The sequence below is a fragment of the Gordonia rubripertincta genome, from assembly GCF_038024875.1.
Classification (GTDB): Bacteria; Actinomycetota; Actinomycetes; order Mycobacteriales; family Mycobacteriaceae; genus Gordonia; species Gordonia rubripertincta.
In genome coordinates, this window is sequence record NZ_CP136136.1 from 274,175 (window position 1) to 297,168 (window position 22,994).

Below are 22,994 nucleotides of genomic sequence, written 5' to 3' on the forward strand. Positions count from 1 at the left end.
CATGACACTCACCACCAAGGCCGCCGTTCTGACCGCCCCCGGAAAGCCTTTCGAGATCGTCGAACTCGACCTCGACGAGCCCCGTGAGGGTGAGGTCCTGATCAAGTACACCGCTGCCGGTCTGTGCCACTCCGACCTCCACCTCACCGACGGCGACCTGCCGCCGCGATACCCGATCGTGGGTGGTCACGAAGGCTCCGGCATCATCGAGGCCGTCGGGCCCGGGGTCACCAAGGTCAAGCCGGGCGACCATGTCGTGTGCAGCTTCATCCCCAACTGCGGCACCTGTCGTTACTGCTCGACGGGACGACAGAACCTGTGCGACATGGGCGCGACCATCCTCGAGGGCTCGATGCCCGATGGCACCTTCCGATTCCATTCGGGCAAGGAAGATTTCGGCGCGATGTGCATGCTCGGCACCTTCTCCGAACGCGCCATCATCTCCCAGCACTCGGTGGTGAAGGTCGACGACTGGCTCCCGTTGGACAAGGCCGTGCTCGTCGGTTGCGGCGTGCCGTCGGGCTGGGGCACCTCCGTCTACGCCGGCGGGGTGCGCCCCGGTGACACCGTGGTCATCTACGGCATCGGCGGACTGGGTATCAACGCGGTGCAGGGTGCGGTGTCGGCCGGCGCCAAGTTCATCGTCGTCGTCGACCCGGTCGACATGAAGCGTGACGCCGCACTGAAATTCGGTGCGACCCACGCCTACTCCGATCCGCAGGAGGCCGCCGCCAAGGTCAACGAGCTGACCTGGGGTCAGGGCGCCGATCAGGCACTGATCCTGGTGGGCACGGTCGACGAGGAGGTCGTGTCCAACGCGACAGCCGTCGTCGGCAAGGGTGGCACCGTGGTCATCACCGGGCTCGCCGATCCGGCCAAGCTAACCGTGCACGTGTCGGGCACCGACCTGACGCTGAACCAGAAGACGATCAAGGGCAGCCTGTTCGGCTCGGCCAACCCGCAGTACGACATCGTCAAGCTGCTGCGTCTCTACGATCAGGGTCAGCTCAAGCTCGACGAGTTGGTCACCACGACCTACACCCTCGACCAGGTCAACGAGGGCTACCAGGACCTCCGTGACGGAAAGAACCTGCGCGGGGTCATCATCCACGGCGAATGAGCCGATGACCGGAACACGCGAACAGCTCGCCGGCGGCTCACTCGCCGGCGAGCTGTTCGTCTGCACGAGAGGCGCGGACGGGCCCGGCGATCGCCGCGCGCATGCGCTGCACCGAGGCGATGAGTCGTCGGGCCTGCCGGACCGGTGAGGCGTCAGCGAGCTCCGTCGCAGGGACGGTGTTCTCGACCCTGACGTCCTTCGTCCGCTTTCCCATCGTCGTCGCCGCGACACCGCCGTGTTCGATCGCCGACACCGTCGCGTCGGCGGCACGACGGAGCTCCGCGACGAGATCCTGTTCGATCTCCGGCTCGACTCGGTCGCTGTTCCCGGTGTGTTCGGCGGACCGCGCCAGACCGATCGCCGACCACGCGAGCCCCCTCGCCTCGCGTGTCGTCTCGTGGAGGTGCGGCCGCAGACGACGCAACATCGATCGATGGAATCGGCTGAGAGAGAACACCGCAGAGGTCGCGGTGTCGAGCATGGCGGCCTCGGCCCCGTCGAGCACCCGTACGGCGGCCAGGGACGCGTCGGAATCGGCTTCCCCCGGCCGGTTCTCGCCTCCGCGCAGGGCGACGGAGGCCAGGTCGACGAGGGCGTCGAAGTATGCCCGCAGCTTGGTGTCGAGGACGGGTGAGGTCGGCGTGCTCAGAATGAGGAAGGCCGCGGCCGCACCGACCAGGGCACCACACAGCGTCTCCTCGATGCGCCACTCGAGGACGTGGCGGTTCAGGACACCGAGCAGGTCGTAGCTGTTGGTGAGGACGATCGTGATGAAAAGGATCGTCCAGGTGTAGGAGATCGCACCGAGATAGAAGGCGAAGAAGACCGCGCAGACCACGATCACGTACTGCACCGCGGGGTGTTCACCGATGACCAACACGGCGGCGACGCCGATCACCAGGCCGACCGCCGTGCCCTGAACGCGTTTGACGGCCTTGGTGAGAATGGCTCCGCGAGTTGCCATTCCGTTGAAGACCATGAAGGCGCTGAGCACCGCCCAGTACCAGCGGCTCGCCGAGATCAGCTCGCCGACGGCGAGCGCCACCGAACACGCAACCATGACCTGGAGTGCGAATCGGGTGGTGTCGGGCCTCGGTGCCTTCTTCGACGGCGCCGAGGTCTTCCGGGTGGATGTCGCCCCGGTTGATGTCGCAGGCGTGGTCGCCTTTCGGCGCCGGACGGTGATCGAGCGCAGATCGGCCGTCGCCGACACGACGTTGCGCAACGTCTCGCGGGTCGGGTCCGGCGCGACGAACGCCGGGGTGGCAGCGTCACCCGGCGACCTCAGCGCACCGCGGACCTGCGACACCGCCTGGGCGACGGCGGGATCCGCTGGGTGCTCGGCCACCCGGAAAGCTGTCTGTTCGCTCGCCAGATGCAGCATCGAGACCCGGCGCGACAGGGTGGTGTCATCCAGATCCGTGTAGTGCGCGGCATCGTAGTTCTTCTGCCATCCGGCGACCGCGCTCGTCGCGGCCGACAGCCGGGTCACCGCCCCCGCCAGCCGCTGCCGCCCGGTCTCCGGTTCGCTCGCGACCCTGAGCAGATCGTCGGCGCAGACCTCCACGCTCCGCAGGAGGCGCCCCAGTTCCTCACCCGGCCGGTCGGGGACCAGCACCAGGCGCACGAACAGTGCGCTCGCCACGGCGATGACGACGAGGCCGCACAGCACCGGCAGCGTGTGCAGGTCGGCCCCCATCACCACGGCGAAGAAGAAGGCGAAGAAGCCGAAGAAGCCGAGCGCACTCCCCCGCGGCCCGTAGCGCGTCGTCCAGGCGGCGAGACCGGCGATCGCGACGAAGGCGACCGCCCGCGCGACCGGCCACGGATGCAACAGGCACGCGAGGAGTGCCGCCGCGAAGCCGGGGACGAGCAGCGCGACGGTCGTGATGATCCGCGCGCGCGCGGTGGTGTCCTTGACCGCACCGACCGTCGCCCACAGCGACAGGAAGGCGGCCGACAGTTCGGCGGCGACCGGCAGGCTCACCACGGAGCGGATCGCGAGCACCACCAGGGCGCCGATGGCCATCGCCGACGCGCCCCGCGCCGCCTTGCGCAAGCGGGCCGCTCCGGGGTCACGCGTGGTGAGCAGAGCGGTCAGTGCGAAAGGCGGTGCCATGCCCGGAATCATCTCATCGCCGGATGGGTACGCCCGGCGTCACAGCAGCATGTTCGTGCCGCTCGGGTGCGGTCGCACACGCCTACTCGAGCGGTGGTGCTTCAATCACCGTGTGACTGCGACCTGGTGGATCCGTGTACTCCGTATCGTGTTCGCGGCGCTTGGCACCTGGGCCCTCATCTATCAGGTGATGGTCCGCCTCGACGACCCCGACTTCACCCTGTGGAACTTCTTCGGCTACTTCACGGTGCTCAGCAACATCGCCGCCGCGGTCGTACTGCTCGTCGGCGGACTACTCGCCCCCACCGGGCCGGCGTGGGAGTGGTTCCGCGGAGCCGTGACCACCTGCATGGTGATCACCGGCATCGTCTACGCGCTGCTGCTCAGCGGGGTCGACGTGGACGTCACCTACAGCTGGGTGAACGACGTGCTCCACCGCATCGTCCCCCTGGTGATGCTGGTGGACTGGGCCCTGGTGCGCGCCAGGCGACTTCCCGATCGCAGCTGGCTGACCTGGCTGGCCATCCCGCTGGTGTACGGCGTGTACTCACTCATCCGCGGGCCCATCGTCGACTGGTACCCGTACCCGTTCCTCGACCCGCGCGAGCAGGGTTACGTGTCGATGACCATCTCGCTGGTGGTCGTGTTCGTCGGTATGACGCTCATGTCCTTCGGCGTGTACTGGGTCGGGACGCGCGGGCGGTCGCGAGACGAGTCGCCGGCCTGACCGCCCCCGTACATCAGTCGTTCTCGTCGACCCCCAGCGACACCGCGAGCTGCTCGCACCAGGTGTCGACGACCTGCGCACGGCGCGCCGAATCGTCGGTCAGGGTGTCGGCCAGGCCGAGCCCGCGCGCGAAGTCGAGGGTCGCCTGCACGAGACGGTGCCCCTTCTCGTCGGCCGGCGAAACCCCCATCGCCGCCATCGTGCGCTGATGGGCCGCACGGGCGAACTTCGCCTCCAGCGGCAGGATCAGGGTGCGCAGGGCGGGATCGGAGGCTGCGGCCGCCCACACCTGCAGGGCCGCCTTGAATTCCGTTCCGGTGTAGACCTCGACCATTCGTTGGACGGCTGCCAGCACGCGCGCCGGGGTGATCGGCCCGCCCGGCTCGACCGACGCCCCGGACCTGCTGTCCGCCGCCGTCGTGAGGTCGTCGAAGACCTGCTCGAGCGCAGCGGTGATGAGCGACTCCCGCGTCGGGAAGTGATGCTGCGCAGCGCCTCGCGAGACGCCGGCGCGTTCGGCGACCGCGGCGACGGTGGCAGCCGCCCAGCCGTCCGCCGCGAGTGCGTCGATCGTCGCCCGCAGCAGGCGCTCACGCGTCAGGCGTGAGCGTTCCTGCTGCGGTTCACGACGATTCGACGAGACTCGCGCGGAAACCATCGGTACTACCTCAGTACGACTTCGGGAGGCCGAGGCTGGCCTGTGCGACGAAGTTGAGGATCATCTCGCGGCTGACCGGTGCGACGCGGGCGATGCGGACGAGACTCAGCATCGGTGCGATGCCGTATTCGGTGGTCAGCCCGTTGCCACCCATCGAGTGCACAGCCTGGTCGACGAGCTTCACCGCGGCCTCGGCAGCGGCGTACTTCGCCATGTTCGCCGGCTCGGCGGCACCCCAGTCGTCGCCCGCGTCATACATCGTCGCGGCCTTCTGCATCATGAGCTTGGCCATCTCGAGCTCGATCTTGCCCTGCGCCAACGGATGCGCGATGGCCTGGTGTGCGCCGATCGGCGTCTTCCACACCGTGCGCTCCTTGACGTAGGAGACCGCTTTGTCGAGTGCGAACCGTCCCATGCCGACAGCCGAGGCCGCAGCCATGATCCGTTCCGGGTTCAGCCCGGCGAACAGCTGGCTGAGGGCCGCGTCCTCGTCGCCGACGAGTGCCTCGGCGGGCAACCGAACGTCGTCGAGGAACAGTTGGAACTGCTTCTCCGGGTTCTGCAGCTCCATGTCGATCATGGTGTAGGAGAAGTTCTCCGCGTCGGTCGGCACGATGAACAGCGCCGGCTTCAGCTTGCCGGTCTTGGCGTCTTCGGTACGCGCCACGATCAGGACGGCCTGGGCCTGGTCGACACCGGAGATGTAGACCTTCTGGCCCGACAGCAGCCAGTCCGCCCCGTCCCGACGGGCGGTGGTGGTGATGTTGTGCGAGTTCGATCCCGCGTCGGGTTCGGTGATGCCGAACGCCATCGTGATCGAGCCGTCCGCGAGGCCCGGCAGCCATTGCTGCTTCTGCTCGTCGGTGCCGAAGCGCGCAATCACGTTGCCGCAGATCGCCGGCGAGACCACCAGCATCAGCAGGCCGGTACCGGAGGCGGCGATCTCCTCCATGACGATCGCGAGCTCGTACATCCCGGCACCGCCGCCGCCGTACTCCTCGGGCAGATTGACGCCGATGAAGCCGAGCTTGCCCGCCTCCGCCCACAGTTCGTCGGTCTTGCGCCCCTCACGGGCACAATCCCGGAAATACTCCTGGCCGTACTTCGCGGCCAGACCGGCGACCGCGGAACGCAGCGCGGCACGCTCCGGGGTCTCGACGAAGGGGTTCTCCAAGGCTGTCATCGCGTCTTTCCTCTGTGTAGGTGTGGTTTCGGATGATGGCGGCGGCTCAGGCGTGGAAGCCGAGTCGCTTGGCGGCCAGTCCGTTGAGAATCTCGGTGGTGCCGCCGCCGATGCCGATGATGCGCATGTCCCGGTACTGGCGCTCGACTTCGGTGCCGGTCATGTAACCGAGTCCACCGTGCAGCTGAACGGCCTTGTTGGCCACCCATTCTCCGGCTTCGACCGCGGTGTTCTTGGCGAAACACACCTCGGCGATGAGGTCGTCGTGCGAGGTCGCCTTCCGCTCCACCACGGCGCGCGTGTAGATGCGGGCGATGTCGATACGACGCGCCATCTCGGTCAGGGTGTCCTGCACCGACTGTCGCGCGATGATCGGCTTGCCGAAGGTCTCGCGATCACGGGCCCACTGCACGGTGAGGTCGAGACACCGCTGGGCGCTGGCGTAGGCCTGGACGGCCAGACCCGACCGCTCGGTGACGAAAGCCATGGCGATCTGGGCGAATCCGGAGTTCTCCGGTCCGACGAGGTTCTTCACCGGGACACGTGCGTCGACGAAGGACAGCTCCGCGGTGTCCGAGCAGCGCCAGCCCATCTTGTCGAGTTTGCGGGTGACGGTGAATCCGGGGGTGTCCTTGTCGATGACGAGGAGGGACACGCCGCCGGCCCCCGGTCCGCCGGTGCGGACGGCCGCCACGACGAAGTCGGCCCGGACGGCCGAGGTGATGTAGGTCTTCGCGCCGTTGACGACAAAGAAGTCGCCGTCGCGCTCGGCCTTGGTGGCCAGGTGGCCGACATCGCTGCCACCACCGGGTTCGGTGATCGCGAGCGAGCCGATCTTCTCACCGGCGAGAGTCGGGCGTACCCAGCGGTCGATCTGCTCCGGATCGCCGGCGGCGATCAGGTGCGGCAGGGCGATGCCGTGGGTGAACAGGCCCGCGAAGATGCCGCCGGCCGCACCGGCGTAGTGCAGTTCCTCGGCGAGGATCGTCGTGTCGATGATGTCGCCGCCGGAGCCGCCGACCTCCTCGGGCACCCCGAGGCCGAACAGGCCGAGCTTGGCGGCCTCGAGGTGAAGCGAACGCGGGATCTCGCCGTCGCGCTCCCAGTCGTCCTGGAAGGGCAGGATGTGCTTCTCGACGAACTTGCGGACCATCGAACGCAGTTCGAGACGTTCCGGCGTGTCCCAGACGTTGGGGCTGGTGATGGGCACCCGAGGCTCCTTAGGTGATGTGGCTGCGGTGTGGAACGAATGGAGGGTTCGAGACGGGCGTTCAGGCGCCGCGCGGCTCGCGGCCGGCACCCGGAGGCCCGGCGAAACACTGTGCGATACCGGACCATTCGAGCGCATCCTCGCCGACGAACTCCAGGTCGAGGTCGGCGACGGCGCGTCGCTGGGTGACGAGCTGGCAGAAGTCCAGCGCCGAGCCGCGCACGATGTTCGACGCGTCCTCGGGACCCCAGGTCCACAACTCACCCGCCGGCGAGGTCAGGGCGTAGCGGAACGGTTCGGCCGGCGGGACCTTGCCGTTGACGATGTAGGCGAAATCGCGTGTGCGCACACCGATGTGCGCGACGTGGCGGATGCGGTCGCTGGGCAGCACCGTCACCCCGAGGGCGTCGGCGATGTCGAGACCGTGCGCCCAGGTCTCCATCAGCCGCGCGGTCGCCATCGACGCCGCCGACATCGGCGGGCCGAACCACGGGATCTTCACACCCTGGGGCACTTCCCGGAGCGCGTCCGCCAGCTTTGCTCGCGCGAGTCGCCAGCCCGCGAGGATCTCCTCGACCGGGGCACCCGCCCCGGCCTCGGCGGCATCGTCGACGTAGGTCTCGGGGCTGTTCTGCAGAGCCTCGGTCACCAGCTCGGTGAAGCGCTCGGGATCGGTCGCCGCGATGGCGGCGACCTCGTCGGTCCACGCAAGGTGCGCGATCTGGTGGGCGATGGTCCACCCCGGGGCCGGCGTCGGCGTGGCCCATCCCGCGTCGTCGAGGTCACGGACCAGCGCGTCGAGCTGGTCTGACTCGGCTTCGAGGTCTGCCACGACGCCGTACACGGCCGCTGCTCGATCGGTCATGCGCACAGCGTCACACAGGACCGGGGAGGAATCAAGCACGCTTGATTGTTTCTTACCCGGCGCACAGAGAACCGCCGCGGGGATGTCGTGTCAGCGGTAGTGGATGTCCAACGTTGCGCGGCTGAGCAGGACGTCGTCGTACGAAGTCATTGTCGCCTCGAAGGAGGCGATCCGACGCCCGGTCTTGATCGGTGTCACTTCGACCGTGACCTCACCGCCGTCGACTGCGGGCGACCGGTAGAAACCGATGGCCATGTCGCCGATCGAGTACTCCTGACCGACCCCGGCATGGAGGTGGCCGGCGAACGAACCCGCCTGACCGACGATGGCGGCGATGACGCCGCCGTGCATGGTGCCGAACATGTTGCCCATCCAGGGATCGGTGGCGCTGCGGAAGCGGACGCCCGCTTCACGCTCGGTGGCCCCGTCGAGCACCTCGACCGTGCCGTTGAGCATCTCGACGAGCGGCCCGGGATCGCGCTGCTTGGTGGCTATTTCTTCCACCACCGCCCGGCCGGACAGACCCGCCGGGATCGCCGCGGGCAGCGTCACGCCGTGGTGGTCGTCGCACTTCGGCGATGCCGTCGCGAGCTCGGCGGCCGATGCCGCACCCGCCACAGCGCGCCCCACCCGAACATTGCGCGCGGTACCGAAGCAGCACAGTTGCCCTGCGCCAGAGCGGATCTCGATACTCGTCGAACCCCAGCCGTCATCGTGCATCACGACCTCGGCACGCGCCGCGAGCAGGTCGCCTATTTGTGCGCGACCATGTGTCGACAGCGAGAGACGCGCCTGCAGGGTCGCAGCCGCCGGGTCTCCGTGGACGCGATGGAACGGGAGGCCGCCGCAGTGATCGAAGAGGACGGCGAGCGCGGGCAGCTCGATCAGGCCGCGATGGTCGGCGAACTGCGAGCACAGCAACTGGGAAGCACGGACACCCTTCTCCTCGACGGTGAGGTCGCCGAGGTGGAAGGCGGACAGCGGGTCGTGCGGCCCCGGGTTCGATGACTCGGGAAGATCCAGATCGCTCATACGTCTTCTGTATCAGCAGAGTGCCGCCGACCTCACCTTGAGGAGTCCAACATCACTCCCGTACGCTGTGGGTTCGTAGTGTCCAGAGTGACGGGAGATACACATGGGACGTAAGACCATTGCTGGATTCGGGGCCGTTGCCGCATTCGGCGCACTGACGCTGGGCGCCACGACCGCACAGGCAGCACCGGGCGAACAGCCGCTGAGTGTCGAGCAGGTCCCGAACACGGGCATCACCGTCGGCTCCAACGGTGTCACCGGCGGCTTCCTCGCGTCGATCCTCGCATCCGCGACTGAACCCGGCGTCACCCAGGTCACGCTGAACACGACCCCCACCGAATCGTGCGCAACGAGCCTCAAGGACGCACGCGTCGGGATCTCGTGGACCAACACCTCCACCGGCAAGACCGGCAGCGACGTCTTCGACGCGTGCACCGATGCGCGCCCGTCGGACGGTGTCGCCCTCGCCACCGGCGCCGGGTCGATCCAGTTCACCACGACGATCATCGGCAAGAACGACCGGACATTCACCGTCGTGCCCGGTAGCGGTACCTTCACGCGCTAGCCGCCGCCCACATCCCTCGGTCGGGGACGCTTCGGCGTCCCCGACCGCGTTGTTTCCCGACACATCCGTCTGAGTGGCCCCAGGCGTCTCCGACTGTGCCGTCAGGCGTCTCCGAGGGTGGCAGTAGACAATTTCTCAGATCTGTACACGGGCCTGATGAACACGTTCTAGATTTGGCCGCATGGCCGAGACAGTGACCCAGCTCCTCCAGGCACGAGCCGACGACGACAACCTGGCGATCACCTACGAGGGACGCCGCTGGACGTGGCGGGAGTACGTCCGCGACGCGGAGAAGACCGCTGCCGCAGTACTGTCCGTAGCCGACGCCTCTCGCCCGATGCACGTCGGCACCCTCCTGGGGAACACCCCGGACATGCTCATCGCGCTCGCGGCCGGAGCTCTCGGCGGCTACGTCACCGCCGGCATCAACAACACCCGACGCGGCGACGGCCTGGCCGCCGACATCCTGCGCGCCGACTGCCAGATCCTGATCACCGACGCCGAGCACCGACCCCTTCTCGAGGGCCTGGGCCTCCCAGGCGTGACCGTCCTGGACACCTCGACCCCGCAGTGGACCGACCTCGTCGCCGGGGCGGGCGAACTCACCCCGCAGTCCGTGCCGGGTGCGATGGACACGTTCATGCTGATCTTCACCTCGGGCACCAGCGGCAACCCCAAGCCGGTTCAGTTCGCGCACATGATGATCCCGTTCGCCGGCCCGGTCCTCGCCGACAAGTACGACATCGGCCCCGGCGACGTCTGCTACCTGTCGATGCCGCTCTTCCACAGTGCCGCACTGATGGGCGGCTACTGCGTCGCACTGTGCGGCGGGGCCGCGATCGCGCCCGCCAAGTTCTCCGCGTCGACCTTCCTCGACGACATCCGCCGCTACAACGCGACGTATATGAACTACGTCGGCAAACCCCTCGCCTACATCCTCGCCACCGAGGAGAAGCCCGACGACGCCGACAATCCGCTGCGCGTCGCCTTCGGCAACGAGGCCACCGACCGTGACATCGACGAGTTCTCGCGCCGCTTCGGCTGTACGGTCTGGGACGGTTTCGGCTCCACCGAACTCGCGATCATCATCACCCGCGAACCGGGCACTCCGCATGGATCGATCGGCCGCGGTTTCCCCAATGTCGCGATCTATGACTCCTCGACGGTCACCGAGTGTCCCACAGCCGAATTCGACGACACCGGAGCTCTTCTCAATCCCGACGAGGCGATCGGCGAGCTGGTGAACGTCGAGGGCGGCGGCATGTTCATGGGGTACTACAACGATGCCGACGCCACCAACGAGCGTCTGCGCCACGGCATGTACTGGTCCGGCGACCTCGCCTACAAGGACGCCGACGGATGGATCTACCTCGCCGGCCGAACCGGCGACTGGATGCGTGTCGACGGCGAGAACCTCGCCGCCGGACCGATCGAGCGAATCCTCTTGCGGGTGCCCGAGATCAACCGCGTCGCGGTGTACGCGGTGCCCGACGAACACGTCGGTGACGCCGTCATGGCTGCCGTCGTGCTCCAGGACGGCGTCGAGCTGAGCCCGGAGTCGTTCGCGGAACGGCTTGCCTCACAGGCTGATCTGTCACCGAAGGCCTGGCCGAGGTATGTGCGGATCGCCGACGACCTGCCCACGACCGCCACCAACAAGATCCTCAAGCGCACCCTGAAACAGGAAGGTGTGACCGCCGGCGGTGGCACCCTCTGGGTGCGCGAGGCGCGGTCGCAGGAATACCGCGAGGCTGTCAGCGCGAGCGCCTGAGTCCATGGAACAGCTCACCGAGCTCGGCTACTACGCACTCTCCCGTCACCCGGTCACCCCGCGTGAGCTCGCCGGCGAGGCCCGGCTGGCCGACGAGATCGGCCTCGGGACGGCCTTCGTCTCGGAGCGGTTCAACGTCAAGGACGCGGCCACCCTGTGCGGGGCCCTGGCCGGAGCGACGGAGAACCTCGGGATAGCCACCGCGGCAACCAACCACAACACCCGGCACCCCATCATCACCGCGACGATGGGCGCCACCCTGGCCGAGGTGTCCGGCGGCCGTTTCGCTCTCGGACTCGGTCGCGGGATCACCCCGCAGTGGCAGATCCTCGGCGTCCCGCTCGTCACCGGCGCGGCCCTGCGCGACATCACCGGGCTGCTGCGGAGACTGTGGGCCGGCGAGATGGTCGTCGGCCACGACGGGCCCATCGGCTCATACCCGTTGCTCAGCCTGGGGGTGACCCTGGACTCCCCGCCGCCGGTCATGCTCGTGACGATGAGCCCGAGGACGCTCGCATTGGCAGGCGAGATCGCCGACGGCGTCGTGCTGCACACGTACTTCAGCGCGGACGCCACCCGGCGCGCCGTCGCCCAGGTGCGCGGGGCGGCCGAACGCGCCGGCCGCGATCCGGCGGCCGTCCGGATCTGGTCGGTCGTGGCGACGGTGTCCGACGACCTGGACCCCGCCGACCGGGTGCGCCGTTTGCACGGGCGCCTTGCGACCTACCTGCAGGGTTACCCCGACCAGCTCATGGGTGCCAATCAATGGGACCCCGCCGACCTCGAACGAGTGCGGGCGACAACCGCGTTCACCGGTGCCCGCGGACCGATCGATGCCACCGCCACCGACGACGAACTCGCCGAACTGGCCGACACCATCCCTGAGGCGTGGGTCGCCGACTCCGCGACCGGTTCGGCGTCGGACTGCGCGAAGACCGTCGCCGAGCAGTTCGATCTCGGCGTCGACTCGGTGATCCTGCACGGCGCGACGCCGACCGAACTGGCACCGGTGGTCGCGGCGTACCGCGACCTTCGCCCCGACCGCGGGGTCGGACTACCGGTCAACCCCGGAAGGATGCCCTCGTGACGGTGAGACCCGCATGACAGGGACCCTCGAGATACCCACGAGCGTCGAGCAACTCACGTCGACGTGGCTGACGGATTTCCTCGGCGAGAACGGCCACGACGCGTCGATCAGCGCGGTCACCTCCGAGGCCGTCGGGACCGGGCAGATGGCCGGCTCGTACCGACTGACACTCGATCACTGCGGTCCGACGGACCTGCCCGCCACCATGGTCGCCAAGTTGGCCACCGGCGCTCCCGAGCAACGCGAGTTCGGGTCCGGGGTGTTCCGCAACGAGGTCCGCTTCTACCGCGATCTGGCCGCCGGCTTCACCGTCCCGAAGCCGCGGTGTTACGCCGCCACGATCTCCGACCCCGGCACCGAGTTCGTGCTCCTGCTCGAGGACATGGGCGAGGCCGTGCAGGGCGACCAGATCACCGGATGCACGGCGGCACAGGCCGAATCGGTCGCCGTGGCCGCGGCCGGCCTGCACGCACCCCGCTGGAACGACGCCGCGCTGCTGGAGGAGATGCCGCTGCCCGGTGCTGCCGAACGCGAGATGATGGAGTCGATCCTCGCGCCGATGGCCGATGTCTACCGCGACCGCTTCTCCCCCGACGCACGGAGTTCGGCGGCCATCGACTGGCTGGTCCGCGAGGCCGGCGACTGGCTCGTCGCGCCGCTGCGGAACACCGCACTCATCCATGGCGACCTCCGTGTGGACAACGTGCTGTTCGGCCCGTCCGGCGAGGTGACGGTCATCGACTGGCAGACCATCACCACCGGTAACCCGCTGCGCGACATCGCGTTTCTACTCAGCACCAGCTTGACCACCGAGGATCGTCGTAAACACGAGCGTGGCATCGTCGCGTCGTATCACCGTGCGGTCATCACCGAGGGCGTCGCCGACTACACGCTCGACGAGTGTTGGGACGACTACGTCGCCAACCTGATCCAGGCGCCGCTGATCATCGTCTTCGGTTCGGCCGCCGCACAACCCACCGAACGCGGCACCGCCATGTTCGATGCCATGCTGTCCCGCAGCGCGGCCGCGATCGAGGACCTCGCGCCGGGCGGCCTGCCGGGACGATGAAGCTCGTCATCGGCGGCAACGGGTTCCTCGGTTCCCGACTGGTCCGTCAGCTCGTCGGGAGCGGGGACGACGTCCGCGTCCTCACGCGGGTGACCAGTGATCTCCGCACGCTGTCCGGCCTGGACTTCGAGCACGTCACCGGCGACCTCTTCGACGCCGATTCGGTGCGTGCGGCGATGGACGGTTGCGACGTCGTCTTCCACTGTGTCGTCGACACCCGTGCGTGGCTGCGGGATCCGGCACCGCTGTACCGCACCAACGTCGATGCCCTGCGTGCGGTGCTCGACGTCGCCGCCGGTCAGCCGCTGCACAAGTTCGTGTTCACCAGCACCGTCGCCACCATCGGACGGGTGAAGGATCGTCGTGCCACCGAGGACGACGAGTTCAACTGGTCGAAGCACGCACCGGATTACGTGAAGAGCCGGGTGGCCGGGGAGAACCTGCTGTTGAGCTGTTCCCGGGACGGGGCGGTGCCGGGGGTCGCGATGTGCGTCGCCAACACCTACGGCCCGGGCGATCGGCAGCCCACTCCCCATGGCTCTTTCGTCGCCGGTGCGGCACTGGGCAAGCTGCCGTTCACCATCCGCGGTTGCCGGGCCGAGTCGGTGGGCATCGACGACGCGGCTCGCGCACTCGTCCTGGCGGCCGAGCGGGGTGAGGTGGGCGAGCGGTACATCGTCGCCGAGCGATCCATCGACACCGGCGAGATCGTGGAGATCGCCGCCCGCGCCGCGCGCCGGGAACCTCCCCGTCTCGTGCTCAATCGCACGGCCCTGTACGCCGCCGGCGCGGCGGGCTCGGCGCGGGCCGCCATCAGCCGGAGGCCCGTCCAGCTGACCGTGCCGTCGGTGCGGCTGATGCACTTCATGTCCGAGATGGACCACGGCAAGGCCGAGCGCGACCTGGGCTGGACGCCGCGCCCGGTGACGGAAGCGATCGCCGAGGGTGCACGGTTCTGGGTGGAGCGCCGGGCCGCCCGCCGGGCCTGACACACACCCACCCTTCTTCCGTAAACGCGCCCCCTAGCCGCGCATCCTGTCAGGCTGTTCGTGAGACACCTGGCGGGGTGTGCGGGGGACGGAATGAGTGATGACGATCAGTGTCGAGGTAGGCCGAACTCCGCGAGGGCAGCGGTCCTATCCGTTGGGTTTCAAGGTCGAGTTCCTGCAGTTGTGGGACGCGGCGACGGTCGAACGCGGTGGCCGTGCGCGGCTGCTCCGGGAGCATGGTCTGTGCCGGGCGACGGTGCGGGGCTGGCTGCAGGCTCGTGGTCGGGGAGACTTTGAGGCGTCGATGGTGTCGGCGGCCCAGAAGTCGAAAGGATCACGGGTGGATGCTCAGGAACGAGCCGAGTTAGCGCGGTTACGCGCGGAGAATCAACGGCTACGTAAAAAGGTTGAACAGGCCGAAGCCATTCAAGAGATCATGGGAAAAGCTATCGAGCTCATGGACGGGATCACCGCGAGCTCGACCGACGAGGAGGAACAGATCCCGCCGGCGTTGATGAGCGCCGAACAGTATCAGCAGTGGTTGCAGCGCAAAGGACTGTCCTAGTCGAGACGGTCATCGCGCTGGCAGTTGCAGGCATGACGATCGCAGCGGCATGTGCGTGGGCGGGACTACCGCGAGCAACGTTCTATCGCCTCTCCCGCCGCTATCAGCACTACACACCGGTGGCTGATCCGATCGGGCAACGTGAGCGTTGGCAGCCGGGGGCCTTGACCGCCGATGAGCGTGCCCAGGTATGCGCGGTGCTCGAAGACGAGCAGTACGCCGATCTATCGGTGTGCCAAACCTATTGGCGGGCTTTCGATGCCGGTCGGGTGCCGTGTTCGCAGAGCACGTTCTATCGGATTGCCAAAGCCGAACGGATGACCGGTGATCGCCGTCGCGGACGACACAGTGGTGGCCAGTGTTCACGCAAGGTGCCGAAGGTGGTGGCCACCGCTGCTGGGCAGTTGTGGTCGTGGGATGTCACCGAACTCAAAGGACCATCACGGCAGCGCTACAAGCTGTATCTGGTGATCGATGTGTTCTCCCGCTACCCAGTGGCCTGGCGCGTCGAGCACGTCGAGGACACCAGGATGGCGGTGGACATGTTCGCTGCCGCGTTCGTCCGCCACGGCGCCCCGCAGGTGCTCCACGCCGACAACGGAGCGATCATGCGGTCGCGCGATCTGCTCGACGAGCTACCCGCCGACACCGAAGCCTCGTTCTCCCGGCCCCGGGTCAGTGATGACAATCCGTTCTCCGAATCGTTGTTCAAAACCATCAAGTACGACCTGTCCTGCCCCGACCGGTTCGACGACATCGAGCACGCTCGTACCTGGACAGCGCGATACCTCGCCGACTACGCCGAGAAGCATCGCCACAGCGGGTTGGCCTGGCACACCCCGGCATCGGTGTTTGACGGCACCGCCGCTCACCAGCGGCAGCACCGCCAAACACTGCTCGACCGCCGATACCTGGCCCACCCGCAACGCTTCCGGCGCCCTCCCCGGGCCCCGGACATCCCGGCCATCGTCGGGATCAACCACAGAAGAACAACCAAACAACCCCTGTCTCAGACAGGTTGAGAAATTCCGAGCCGGGCGGTGAGTTTACGGAAAAGGGGTGGGTTTGGGGATCAGCCCAGCAACTCCGCCAGCTCCCCGAGGCTGTACGGCGAGGTATCCCGGTGGTCGCGGTAGGCGATGAAGCTCGCTTGCTGCGTCTCGAATCGACCGATGAAACCACCCGCAGCGCTGAAGATGTGGCCGGTGATGTGGTCGGCAGCATCACTGGCGAGGAAGACGTACAAGGGTGCCACGTACTCCGGCGGGGCGGGGTCCAATGCCGCGTCGCGAGTGAGGTCGTCGAGAATCCCCCGGCGATGCAGACCCTCGATGTGGGCGACATAGTCGTCACCGGTCGACAACCTCGACTTGGCGCCGGGCATGACGACATTGACCCGGACGTGGTGTTCGGCGAGGTCCGCGGCGGCGGCGAGGGCCAGCGCGTTGACGCCGCCCTTCGCCGCGGGATACCCGCTGCCACCGAACATCCCGAGTGACGCCGCCAATCCGGTGAGCACGATCGCCCCCGAACCCTGCTCGACGAAGACCCGTCCCGCGGTCTGGAGCAGGTGGAACGCAGACATGAGGTGGGCGTCCACCTGCGCCCGGAACTCGTCGGGGGTGATGGTCAGCACTGTCGACCCCGGGGGTTCGGCGACACCCGCGCAGTTGACGGCGATGTCGAGTGCACCGAACTCGGCGAGCGCGGCGTCGACCATCTGCTGGGCGACGCCGTCGTCACCGGCCGAGCCCCGGACGCCGACCGCCTGTCCCCCGCCGCCGCGGATCTCCGCGACGGTCTCCTCGAGCGCAGCGCCGTCCCGTCCGTTGACGACGACCGAAACCCCCTGACCCGCCAGCGCATACGCGACCGCGAGGCCGATCCCGCGGGTGGAGCCCGCGATCACGGCGACCCGGCCGCCCAGTCCGGCAGCCCCGGGAGACCAGCCGGCGTCCGGATTCACGCCGAGCTGCCGACCGGCGTGATCGGGATCGAGCGACCTCGATCGACGAACTCGAAACTCGCGCCGCCGCTGAACCGGGCGATGGCGACCTCGCCGCTCTCCTTCCGCGCGGTGTCCGACGTGACGATCCGGATCTCAAGCGCATCGTCGTTCACGACGGCACCCTCGACGCTCAGGTACGGGCTCACCGCGGTGGCCGCGGCCTGCAGCGGTTCCAGATGATCCGGCGTGAGGATCGACACCCACCCGCCGTCGGTCATGGCATCGGACTTCCGTGGCACCCGCACGACGACGGTGTCGCCGTCGGCAGTCGCGGTCACACCGGTGTACTGCGCCGGCCCGAAGCACGGATGCAGGGCCAGCACCTGCGCCAGGCCTTCGGCGTCGGTCGACAGGCCGAGGGCCGCGCGAATCCGATCGGCGGCGAGACCGGCGATCCCGATCAGCTGCTTACGGAAGATCTCGACCACCTGATCATCGCTCTCCGCATAGCGCCGCAGGCTGATCAGGAAGCCGAGGGACAGGAGCTGATGTTGCAGCGCAACCTCTTCGGCGATCCGCACCAGCGCCGACGTCGACCACTCCGCGAACTGCAGATCTTCGACGAGCGGGCCCCGGTAGTCGACCCAGCCGTCGGTCGACGACGCGTCGATCACGGACAGTTCGATCTGGCCGGCGCGTGTCCCGAACATCTCCTCCGCGTCCGGCGGAAGGGGCAGTTCCTCGCGGTCCGGTTCGATGGTGACCGTCCACTCGCAGTGCGGGGTCCGGTCGACGGGGCGCCGAGGTGGCCGGTGCACCGGTCGGATACGCGCTCGACGGTTGGTCGCGATGGCGGTCGCGTCGAAGGTCGGGTCCTCGATGTCGTGGCACATCGTCGTGACATAGTCGTCGCCGAGCGGCTCGACGTCGAGGAGTGCGCCGCAGTGGTCGAGGACGAACGAGCCGTGGTACTTGTCGTCGACGCGGTACCGGAAGTCCATGAACTGCGGCGGCGCACCGATGTCGAGCTGGAGACATTTGAACATGTCCTCGACGCCGTCGCCGTCGACGCCGAACACGGTCCGGACGCGGCTCGTGTAGACCGGGCTCGCGGCCATCCATTCCTCGATGGCGATCCGGCCCATCACATCTCGTCCGAAAGCACTGATGAGATGCGCCATCCCGCTGCGGTCGATCATCTGACCGGACAGCAGCAGTTCGGGGACCAGGACGGCGAGCTGCGCCTGACTCAGACCTTGATAGGTCGGGGCTGTGGAAGTCATGTCAGGTCACCAGAACGCGACCGGCGCCTTGCCGAAGTCGTACCACCCCGGCAGGTTTCCCGGCGCCGCCTTCTCCACGCGCTTGAGCATGCCCTCACTCATGGCGTTGTTCTGCATCATCTCGATGAACAGTGCGGAGACGTTGCCGTAGTCGAAGAAGTCGCGCTGCCAGGAGAACTGGAAGTTGCCGCCGTACTTGAACCAGCTGCCCTGGATGCCCTCCAGCGCATAGTGGCTGCCGTCCTCACGGGTGCCCTCGTAGATCTGCTTCCAGAGGCCGATCATGTCGCCGGTCTTCTCGTCGATGACCCATGCCTGATACGGGTACTCCCACCCCTCGAGGCCCTCCATCTCCTGGCCGAGTGCCAGTTCGCGGATCTCGTCGCGACCCACGGCCATGAAGTCCTTCTTGGGGCCGTAGTTCCAACCGTAGGTGGCGTCCTCGGTGTAGAACTCGGCGAGCGGCTTCCAGTCCCCCGCCTTCTCCGCCTCGATGTTCGCGGCCAGCCACCGCTCCTTCATCTCTTCCAGTTCCGCACGGTCAAAAGACATGTGTTCCACCTTCACTCGTCATCTTCGATGAGACGCAATGCTTGCGTCGGGCAGTACTGCACGGCGGCCTCGACCTCGGCACGCCGGGATTCGTCGGGATTGGTGTCGAGGATCTCCACGTGGTCCGTCTTCGCGGCGAAGACGCCGGGGGCCTCCAGCTCGCACATGCCGTGCCCCTGGCACAGATCCAGGTCGACCTCGATACGCATCAGCGATCCTGGCGCTTACGGTAGGCAACGCGGCAGGGCTGCTGCAGCTGAACGACCATCTTCGAGTGGTCGTTCTGGTAGGTCTCCGCGGGCTGCAGCATCTCGAACTCGTAGTTCTGGAACAGAACCGAGAAGATCGCCTTGAGCTGCATGATGGCGAATTGCGCACCGACACAGCGGTGACGACCTGCACCGAACGGGATCCAGGTCCAGCGGTTGACCAGATCTTCCTGGCGCGGCTTGTCGTATCGGTCCGGGTCGAAGGTGTCGGCATCCGGGAAGTCCTCGGGCAGACGATTCGAGATCGCCGGCGACACCGCGATCGACTGGCCGGCGGCGATCTCGTAGTCCTCGACGTGGAAGTTCTTCTGCACCACGCGCATCAGGATGATCAGCGGCGGGTGCAGGCGCAGCGCCTCCTTGAGGGCGTTCTCGAGCTGCGGCATCTGCCGGGTGTGCGCGAACGTGTACTCGGGACGTTCACCGTCCGGGGTGTCGCCGTAGATCTCGTCGAGTTCGTCGTAGACGCGCTGCATGTAGTCCGGGTTGCGCAGCAATTCGATCAGCGTCCACGCCGCGGTGCCCGACGTCGTGTGATGGCCGGCGAACATCATCGAGATGAACATGCCGGTGATCGTGTTCGCGTCGAAGCCGACCTGGACGAGCACGTCCATCAGGTCGCGATCTTCCTTGTCCTCGGTCGGATTCGCAATCCGCTCGTCCATCACACCTTGGATGAACTCGACGAGCTCGGCACGCGCCTCGTCGCGCTTGCGAAAGCTCTCGATGTCGGCGTGATAGTCGACGTAGGCGATCGGGTCGGTGCCCTTCTCCAGGTCGTGGAACAGATGGGCGATGTGCCCGTTGAGCCGCTCGCGGAACTTGCGGCCGATCAGGCACGCCGACGAGGTGTACAGAGTGAGTTCGGAGAAGAAGTCGAGGAGATCGATCTCCCCCTCGTCACCCCACTCGGCGATGATGCGTTCGGCCTCGTTGGGGATCGTCACCGCATGTTGCTTCATGTGGGCGCCCTTGAGGGCGGAGTTGTGGATCGCCTTGGAGCGCTCCTCGGGACTCGCGTCGAACACGACGCCCTCACCGAACACCGGGGTCATGAACGGGTACGCGGCCGCCTGGTCGAGGTCTTCTTCAGGAGCCCGGAAGAACTCCTCGTTGGCCGCGGCCCCGGACACCAGGACCACCTCACGGTCGGCCAGCTGGAACAGGCCGACGTCGCCGCATTCCTCCCGGACGCGCCAGAACAGCGAGATCGGGTCGGAGGCGAGTTCGTCGAGATGTCCATGTTCGCCCTCGCCGCCCGATACCCGCGGCGGCTTCTTCAGGCCTGATTCGGTGATCGCGGTCATCGATCGGTCCCCTTGTCCTTCGTCGACTCTGGTTCTGCTGGTGTCTTGCCGGAACTCCGGTCGCGGGGGACGGCCCCTTCGGCCTCCACCTCGACCGCGCGCATGTGGGCGCCGCGCGGCATGGTGACCATGGCCGCGACGGCGAGCGCGATGTGGTGTGGTTCGAGGAAGTTGCCGTGCCGCGCCAGACCGTGCTTGATCCAGTCGTTGAGCATGTCCTCGGTGGTCTTCGGGTCGAGGTTCATGCCCATGCCGGTCAGGGTCTGTCCCGGCCGGACGACGCCCGCACGCACGCCGGTGCCCTCGAGTTCGAGCTGGATGGTCGCGACCAGACCGTCGATGCCCGACTTCGCGGCCACGTAGGCCGACGACCAGGGCCGCGGATGGAGCACGACGTCGGAGCCGATGAAGACGAAATCGCCTCGCGCACGGTCGATCATGCCACCGATGACCGCGCGGTAGATGCGGTAGGCGCCGGTGAGGTGGATGTTGACCTGGTCGGCGAAATGCTCCGGGCTCGTCTCGTAGGAGAGTCCGACCGCGAGGTCGCCGGCGCCGGCGACCACGATCTCGAGTTCACCGAGCGCCGCCTCCGCCTTCGCGACACAGTCGATGACCGACTGTTCGTCGGTCACGTCGAGCGGCACCGCGACCGCTTCGCCACCCGCCGCGATGATCTTGTCGGCCAGCTCCTGGAGCTTCTCGACGCGTCGTGCCGCGAGGGCCACCGGATGACCGGCGGCGGCAAGGTGTTCGGCGGTTGCCGCTCCGATGCCCGACGACGCTCCGGCGACGAGGACCGGTCGGCGTTCGGGATGAGGACGAAAAGCCATCAGCGCACCGTCACTTTCACGGGGAGTTCGGCGAAGCCGCGCACGTTGACCGAATGCACCCGGACCGCCCTGTCCATGTCGATGTCGACCGCGCGGATCGACCGGATCACCTCGCCGAGCCCGATGTTGGCCTCCAGGCGGGCGAGATGGGCGCCGAGGCAGAAGTGCGCACCGAGGCCGAAGCTCATCAGTGCCTGCCCGTTGTCGCGCCCGATGTCGTACTTGTCGGCGTCCGGACCGAAGACCTCCTCGTCGCGGTTCGCCGAGCCGACGAGGAGGAGCACGCGGTCGCCGGCCGGGATGACGTGATCGCCGTACGGAGCGTCCTCGACCACGCGACGCACCACGATCTGCGTCGAGTTGTCGTACCGCAGAGTTTCTTCGGTCCACTGCGGGACCGCGAGCTCGGGATCGGCGAACACCTTGGCCAGCTCGTCGGGATTGCGCCAGCCCCAATACAGGGCGTTGGCAAGGAGTTTGGTGGTCGTCTCGTTGCCCGCGACCACCATCAGCACCATGAAGCCGACGATCTCGTCCTCGGTGAGCTTGATCTTCTCACCGGTCTCGTCGTCGTCGATCTCCGCCTCTATCAGCGCCGAGACCAGGTCCTCGCCGGGGTTCCGCCGCCGGTCGGCGATGAGTTCCGAATAGTACTTGTGCAGTTCGATGTACGCGTAGATCGCGGCCTCGGGGATGTCCAGGACGCCGTCCTCGCGGTGCAGCAGCAGATCGGACTGGTGACGCAGGTGGGTGCGGTCGGCCTCGGGGACGCCCAACAACTCGGAGACCACGTCCATCGGCAGGAGCGCGGCGAAGTCGTGGACGTAGTCGAACTCGCCCATGTCGAGGCACTTGCTCCAGTGCTGGTGGGTCAGCGCCGTGATCCGGCCGGTGAGGTCGTTGACCCGGCGCGGCGTGAACCCCTTCGACACCAACTTGCGGATCCGCATGTGCTTCGGGTCGTCCATGGCGAGGAAGGACATCGACTTGTGTGCGTCGGGCCCGTACGCCGAGGGGTCCATCGACACGCCCCAACTGTTCGAGAACCGTTGCACGTCACGGAATCCCGCGCGGACGTCGGCGTGGTTCGCCAGCGCCCAGAAATTCATCTCGGCGTTGTAGTAGACCGGCGACTCCCGGCGGAGCCGCGCATAGGTCGGATACGGATCCTCGTGAAAATCGTAGGCATACGGGTCGAAGGGGAGCGCCCGCTCCATCCCCGGCACCGATGTCGTCTCGGTCATCACTTCTCCATCAGTAGATGTGCTGCGGCAACTAGTCTTTCGGAGGTCTGCTCGTAGGTCATGTGGCCCATGCCGGCGTAGACGAGGCCGCCGGAGTAGATCATCTCCAGGGCGTCGAGCAGCGGCCCGGGATTCTCCGGATCCACCTCGAGTGCGGCGGCGAGGCGCCGGCGGATGAACACACCGATGCGTACGCGGAGGTGCTCTACGTCGGGATCGGTACCCAGCAGCGCGACGGTGACCGCACCACCGAGTTGCCCCTCGCCGGCCACGACCAGCGCGACCTCGCGGAGCACCTGGGCGACCCGCTCAGCCGGCGTCGCGGCCGGGTCGGGCTCGGAGACGCCCGCGGACAACCGGCGCCAGAAGACCTCGGCCACCAGGTGACTCTTCGACGAGAAGTAGGTGTACGCCGTGGCGGGCGCGACGCCCGCGAGCTTGGCCACCGAGCGCACGGTGAGGCCGTCGAATCCCTCGGCATTCAGCACGTCGACCGCCGCGTCGGTGAGCCGCGCGACCGTCTCAGCCTGCTGCTGTGTCAGGCGGCGACGTGTGGATTCCTGGGACACGGGGCTGGACATGTGAGCCACGCTACACT

General features: G+C 67.5%; 23 protein-coding genes. 9 read left to right on the forward strand and 14 right to left on the reverse strand.

Features of this window, described 5'->3' with window-relative positions:
- The first annotated feature begins 1 nt into the window (after position 1).
- The gene (locus RVF83_RS01155; RefSeq protein ID WP_005199945.1) at positions 2-1,120 is read left to right on the forward strand and encodes an NDMA-dependent alcohol dehydrogenase; all 1,119 of its coding nucleotides are present in this window, start codon (positions 2-4) and stop codon (positions 1,118-1,120) included.
- Between the two features lie 37 nt (positions 1,121-1,157).
- Here the strand turns inward: RVF83_RS01155 and RVF83_RS01160 are convergent, their stop codons facing one another.
- A complete protein-coding gene (locus RVF83_RS01160) occupies positions 1,158-3,239 on the reverse strand; it encodes an FUSC family protein (protein ID WP_039880933.1) in 2,082 nt (693 codons plus the stop codon).
- Between the two features lie 112 nt (positions 3,240-3,351).
- On the opposite strand from RVF83_RS01160, the gene RVF83_RS01165 reads away from it, so the two are divergent.
- A complete protein-coding gene (locus RVF83_RS01165; protein WP_039880942.1) occupies positions 3,352-3,966 on the forward strand; it encodes a Pr6Pr family membrane protein in 615 nt (204 codons plus the stop codon).
- A 13-nt stretch (positions 3,967-3,979) separates the two neighbouring features.
- Here the strand turns inward: RVF83_RS01165 and RVF83_RS01170 are convergent, their stop codons facing one another.
- The 5 genes from RVF83_RS01170 to RVF83_RS01190 all read right to left on the reverse strand — a co-directional run bounded on the left by RVF83_RS01170 (position 3,980) and on the right by RVF83_RS01190 (position 8,914).
- Positions 3,980-4,624 (reverse strand): TetR/AcrR family transcriptional regulator, encoded by a 645-nt coding sequence (locus tag RVF83_RS01170; protein WP_005199948.1) that lies wholly within the window; start codon positions 4,622-4,624, stop codon positions 3,980-3,982.
- A 10-nt stretch (positions 4,625-4,634) separates the two neighbouring features.
- Positions 4,635-5,807, reverse strand: a complete 1,173-nt coding sequence (locus RVF83_RS01175; protein ID WP_005199949.1) for an acyl-CoA dehydrogenase family protein — start codon at positions 5,805-5,807, stop codon at positions 4,635-4,637.
- A 46-nt stretch (positions 5,808-5,853) separates the two neighbouring features.
- The gene (locus RVF83_RS01180) at positions 5,854-7,017 is read right to left on the reverse strand and encodes an acyl-CoA dehydrogenase family protein (RefSeq protein ID WP_005199950.1); all 1,164 of its coding nucleotides are present in this window, start codon (positions 7,015-7,017) and stop codon (positions 5,854-5,856) included.
- Between the two features lie 61 nt (positions 7,018-7,078).
- Complete coding sequence (locus RVF83_RS01185) at positions 7,079-7,882, reverse strand: TIGR03084 family metal-binding protein (protein WP_039880935.1); 804 nt, start codon at positions 7,880-7,882, stop codon at positions 7,079-7,081.
- A gap of 90 nt (positions 7,883-7,972) precedes the next feature.
- Positions 7,973-8,914: a PaaI family thioesterase gene (locus RVF83_RS01190; RefSeq protein WP_005199952.1), complete on the reverse strand. Its 942-nt coding sequence runs from the start codon at positions 8,912-8,914 to the stop codon at positions 7,973-7,975.
- Between the two features lie 103 nt (positions 8,915-9,017).
- Between RVF83_RS01190 and RVF83_RS01195 the strand changes: the two genes are divergently transcribed.
- The 7 genes from RVF83_RS01195 (at position 9,018) to RVF83_RS01225 (ending at position 15,982) form a co-directional block, all read left to right on the forward strand.
- A complete protein-coding gene (locus tag RVF83_RS01195; protein WP_005199953.1) occupies positions 9,018-9,479 on the forward strand; it encodes a hypothetical protein in 462 nt (153 codons plus the stop codon).
- Positions 9,480-9,660: 181 nt separating this feature from the next.
- Complete coding sequence (fadD1, locus tag RVF83_RS01200) at positions 9,661-11,250, forward strand: fatty-acid--CoA ligase FadD1 (protein ID WP_005199954.1); 1,590 nt, start codon at positions 9,661-9,663, stop codon at positions 11,248-11,250.
- Positions 11,251-11,254: 4 nt separating this feature from the next.
- A complete protein-coding gene (locus tag RVF83_RS01205; protein WP_005199955.1) occupies positions 11,255-12,337 on the forward strand; it encodes a TIGR03857 family LLM class F420-dependent oxidoreductase in 1,083 nt (360 codons plus the stop codon).
- Between the two features lie 13 nt (positions 12,338-12,350).
- A complete protein-coding gene (locus tag RVF83_RS01210; protein WP_005199956.1) occupies positions 12,351-13,406 on the forward strand; it encodes a phosphotransferase family protein in 1,056 nt (351 codons plus the stop codon).
- Entirely contained in the window at positions 13,403-14,395 is a 993-nt protein-coding gene (locus RVF83_RS01215) for an NAD-dependent epimerase/dehydratase family protein (RefSeq protein WP_005199957.1), read from the forward strand. Before RVF83_RS01210 ends, RVF83_RS01215 begins: the two co-directional genes overlap by 4 nt.
- 100 nt (positions 14,396-14,495) lie before the next feature.
- Positions 14,496-14,960, forward strand: a complete 465-nt coding sequence (locus RVF83_RS01220; protein WP_005194716.1) for a hypothetical protein — start codon at positions 14,496-14,498, stop codon at positions 14,958-14,960.
- A 32-nt stretch (positions 14,961-14,992) separates the two neighbouring features.
- Positions 14,993-15,982 (forward strand): DDE-type integrase/transposase/recombinase, encoded by a 990-nt coding sequence (locus tag RVF83_RS01225; protein WP_051989237.1) that lies wholly within the window; start codon positions 14,993-14,995, stop codon positions 15,980-15,982.
- 50 nt (positions 15,983-16,032) lie between these two features.
- On the opposite strand, the gene RVF83_RS01230 is transcribed toward RVF83_RS01225, so the two are convergent.
- The 8 genes from RVF83_RS01230 to RVF83_RS01265 are packed head-to-tail and all read right to left on the reverse strand — an operon-like array spanning position 16,033 to position 22,977.
- Entirely contained in the window at positions 16,033-16,926 is an 894-nt protein-coding gene (locus RVF83_RS01230; protein ID WP_005201387.1) for an SDR family NAD(P)-dependent oxidoreductase, read from the reverse strand.
- The gene (locus RVF83_RS01235) at positions 16,923-18,191 is read right to left on the reverse strand and encodes a hypothetical protein (protein WP_005201389.1); all 1,269 of its coding nucleotides are present in this window, start codon (positions 18,189-18,191) and stop codon (positions 16,923-16,925) included. Before RVF83_RS01235 ends, RVF83_RS01230 begins: the two co-directional genes overlap by 4 nt.
- A 6-nt stretch (positions 18,192-18,197) precedes the next feature.
- On the reverse strand, positions 18,198-18,743 hold the full coding sequence (locus RVF83_RS01240) for a nuclear transport factor 2 family protein (protein ID WP_039881290.1): 546 nt from the start codon (positions 18,741-18,743) through the stop codon (positions 18,198-18,200).
- Between the two features lie 11 nt (positions 18,744-18,754).
- Positions 18,755-18,952: a ferredoxin gene (locus tag RVF83_RS01245; RefSeq protein ID WP_005201392.1), complete on the reverse strand. Its 198-nt coding sequence runs from the start codon at positions 18,950-18,952 to the stop codon at positions 18,755-18,757.
- On the reverse strand, positions 18,952-20,319 hold the full coding sequence (locus tag RVF83_RS01250) for a cytochrome P450 (protein ID WP_005201394.1): 1,368 nt from the start codon (positions 20,317-20,319) through the stop codon (positions 18,952-18,954). The genes RVF83_RS01245 and RVF83_RS01250 overlap by 1 nt, the downstream gene beginning before the upstream one ends.
- Positions 20,316-21,152 (reverse strand): SDR family oxidoreductase, encoded by an 837-nt coding sequence (locus tag RVF83_RS01255; RefSeq protein ID WP_005201396.1) that lies wholly within the window; start codon positions 21,150-21,152, stop codon positions 20,316-20,318. Before RVF83_RS01255 ends, RVF83_RS01250 begins: the two co-directional genes overlap by 4 nt.
- Positions 21,152-22,396: a cytochrome P450 gene (locus RVF83_RS01260; protein ID WP_005201398.1), complete on the reverse strand. Its 1,245-nt coding sequence runs from the start codon at positions 22,394-22,396 to the stop codon at positions 21,152-21,154. Before RVF83_RS01260 ends, RVF83_RS01255 begins: the two co-directional genes overlap by 1 nt.
- Complete coding sequence (locus RVF83_RS01265; protein WP_005201400.1) at positions 22,396-22,977, reverse strand: TetR/AcrR family transcriptional regulator; 582 nt, start codon at positions 22,975-22,977, stop codon at positions 22,396-22,398. Before RVF83_RS01265 ends, RVF83_RS01260 begins: the two co-directional genes overlap by 1 nt.
- Between the last annotated feature and the right edge of the window lie 17 nt (positions 22,978-22,994).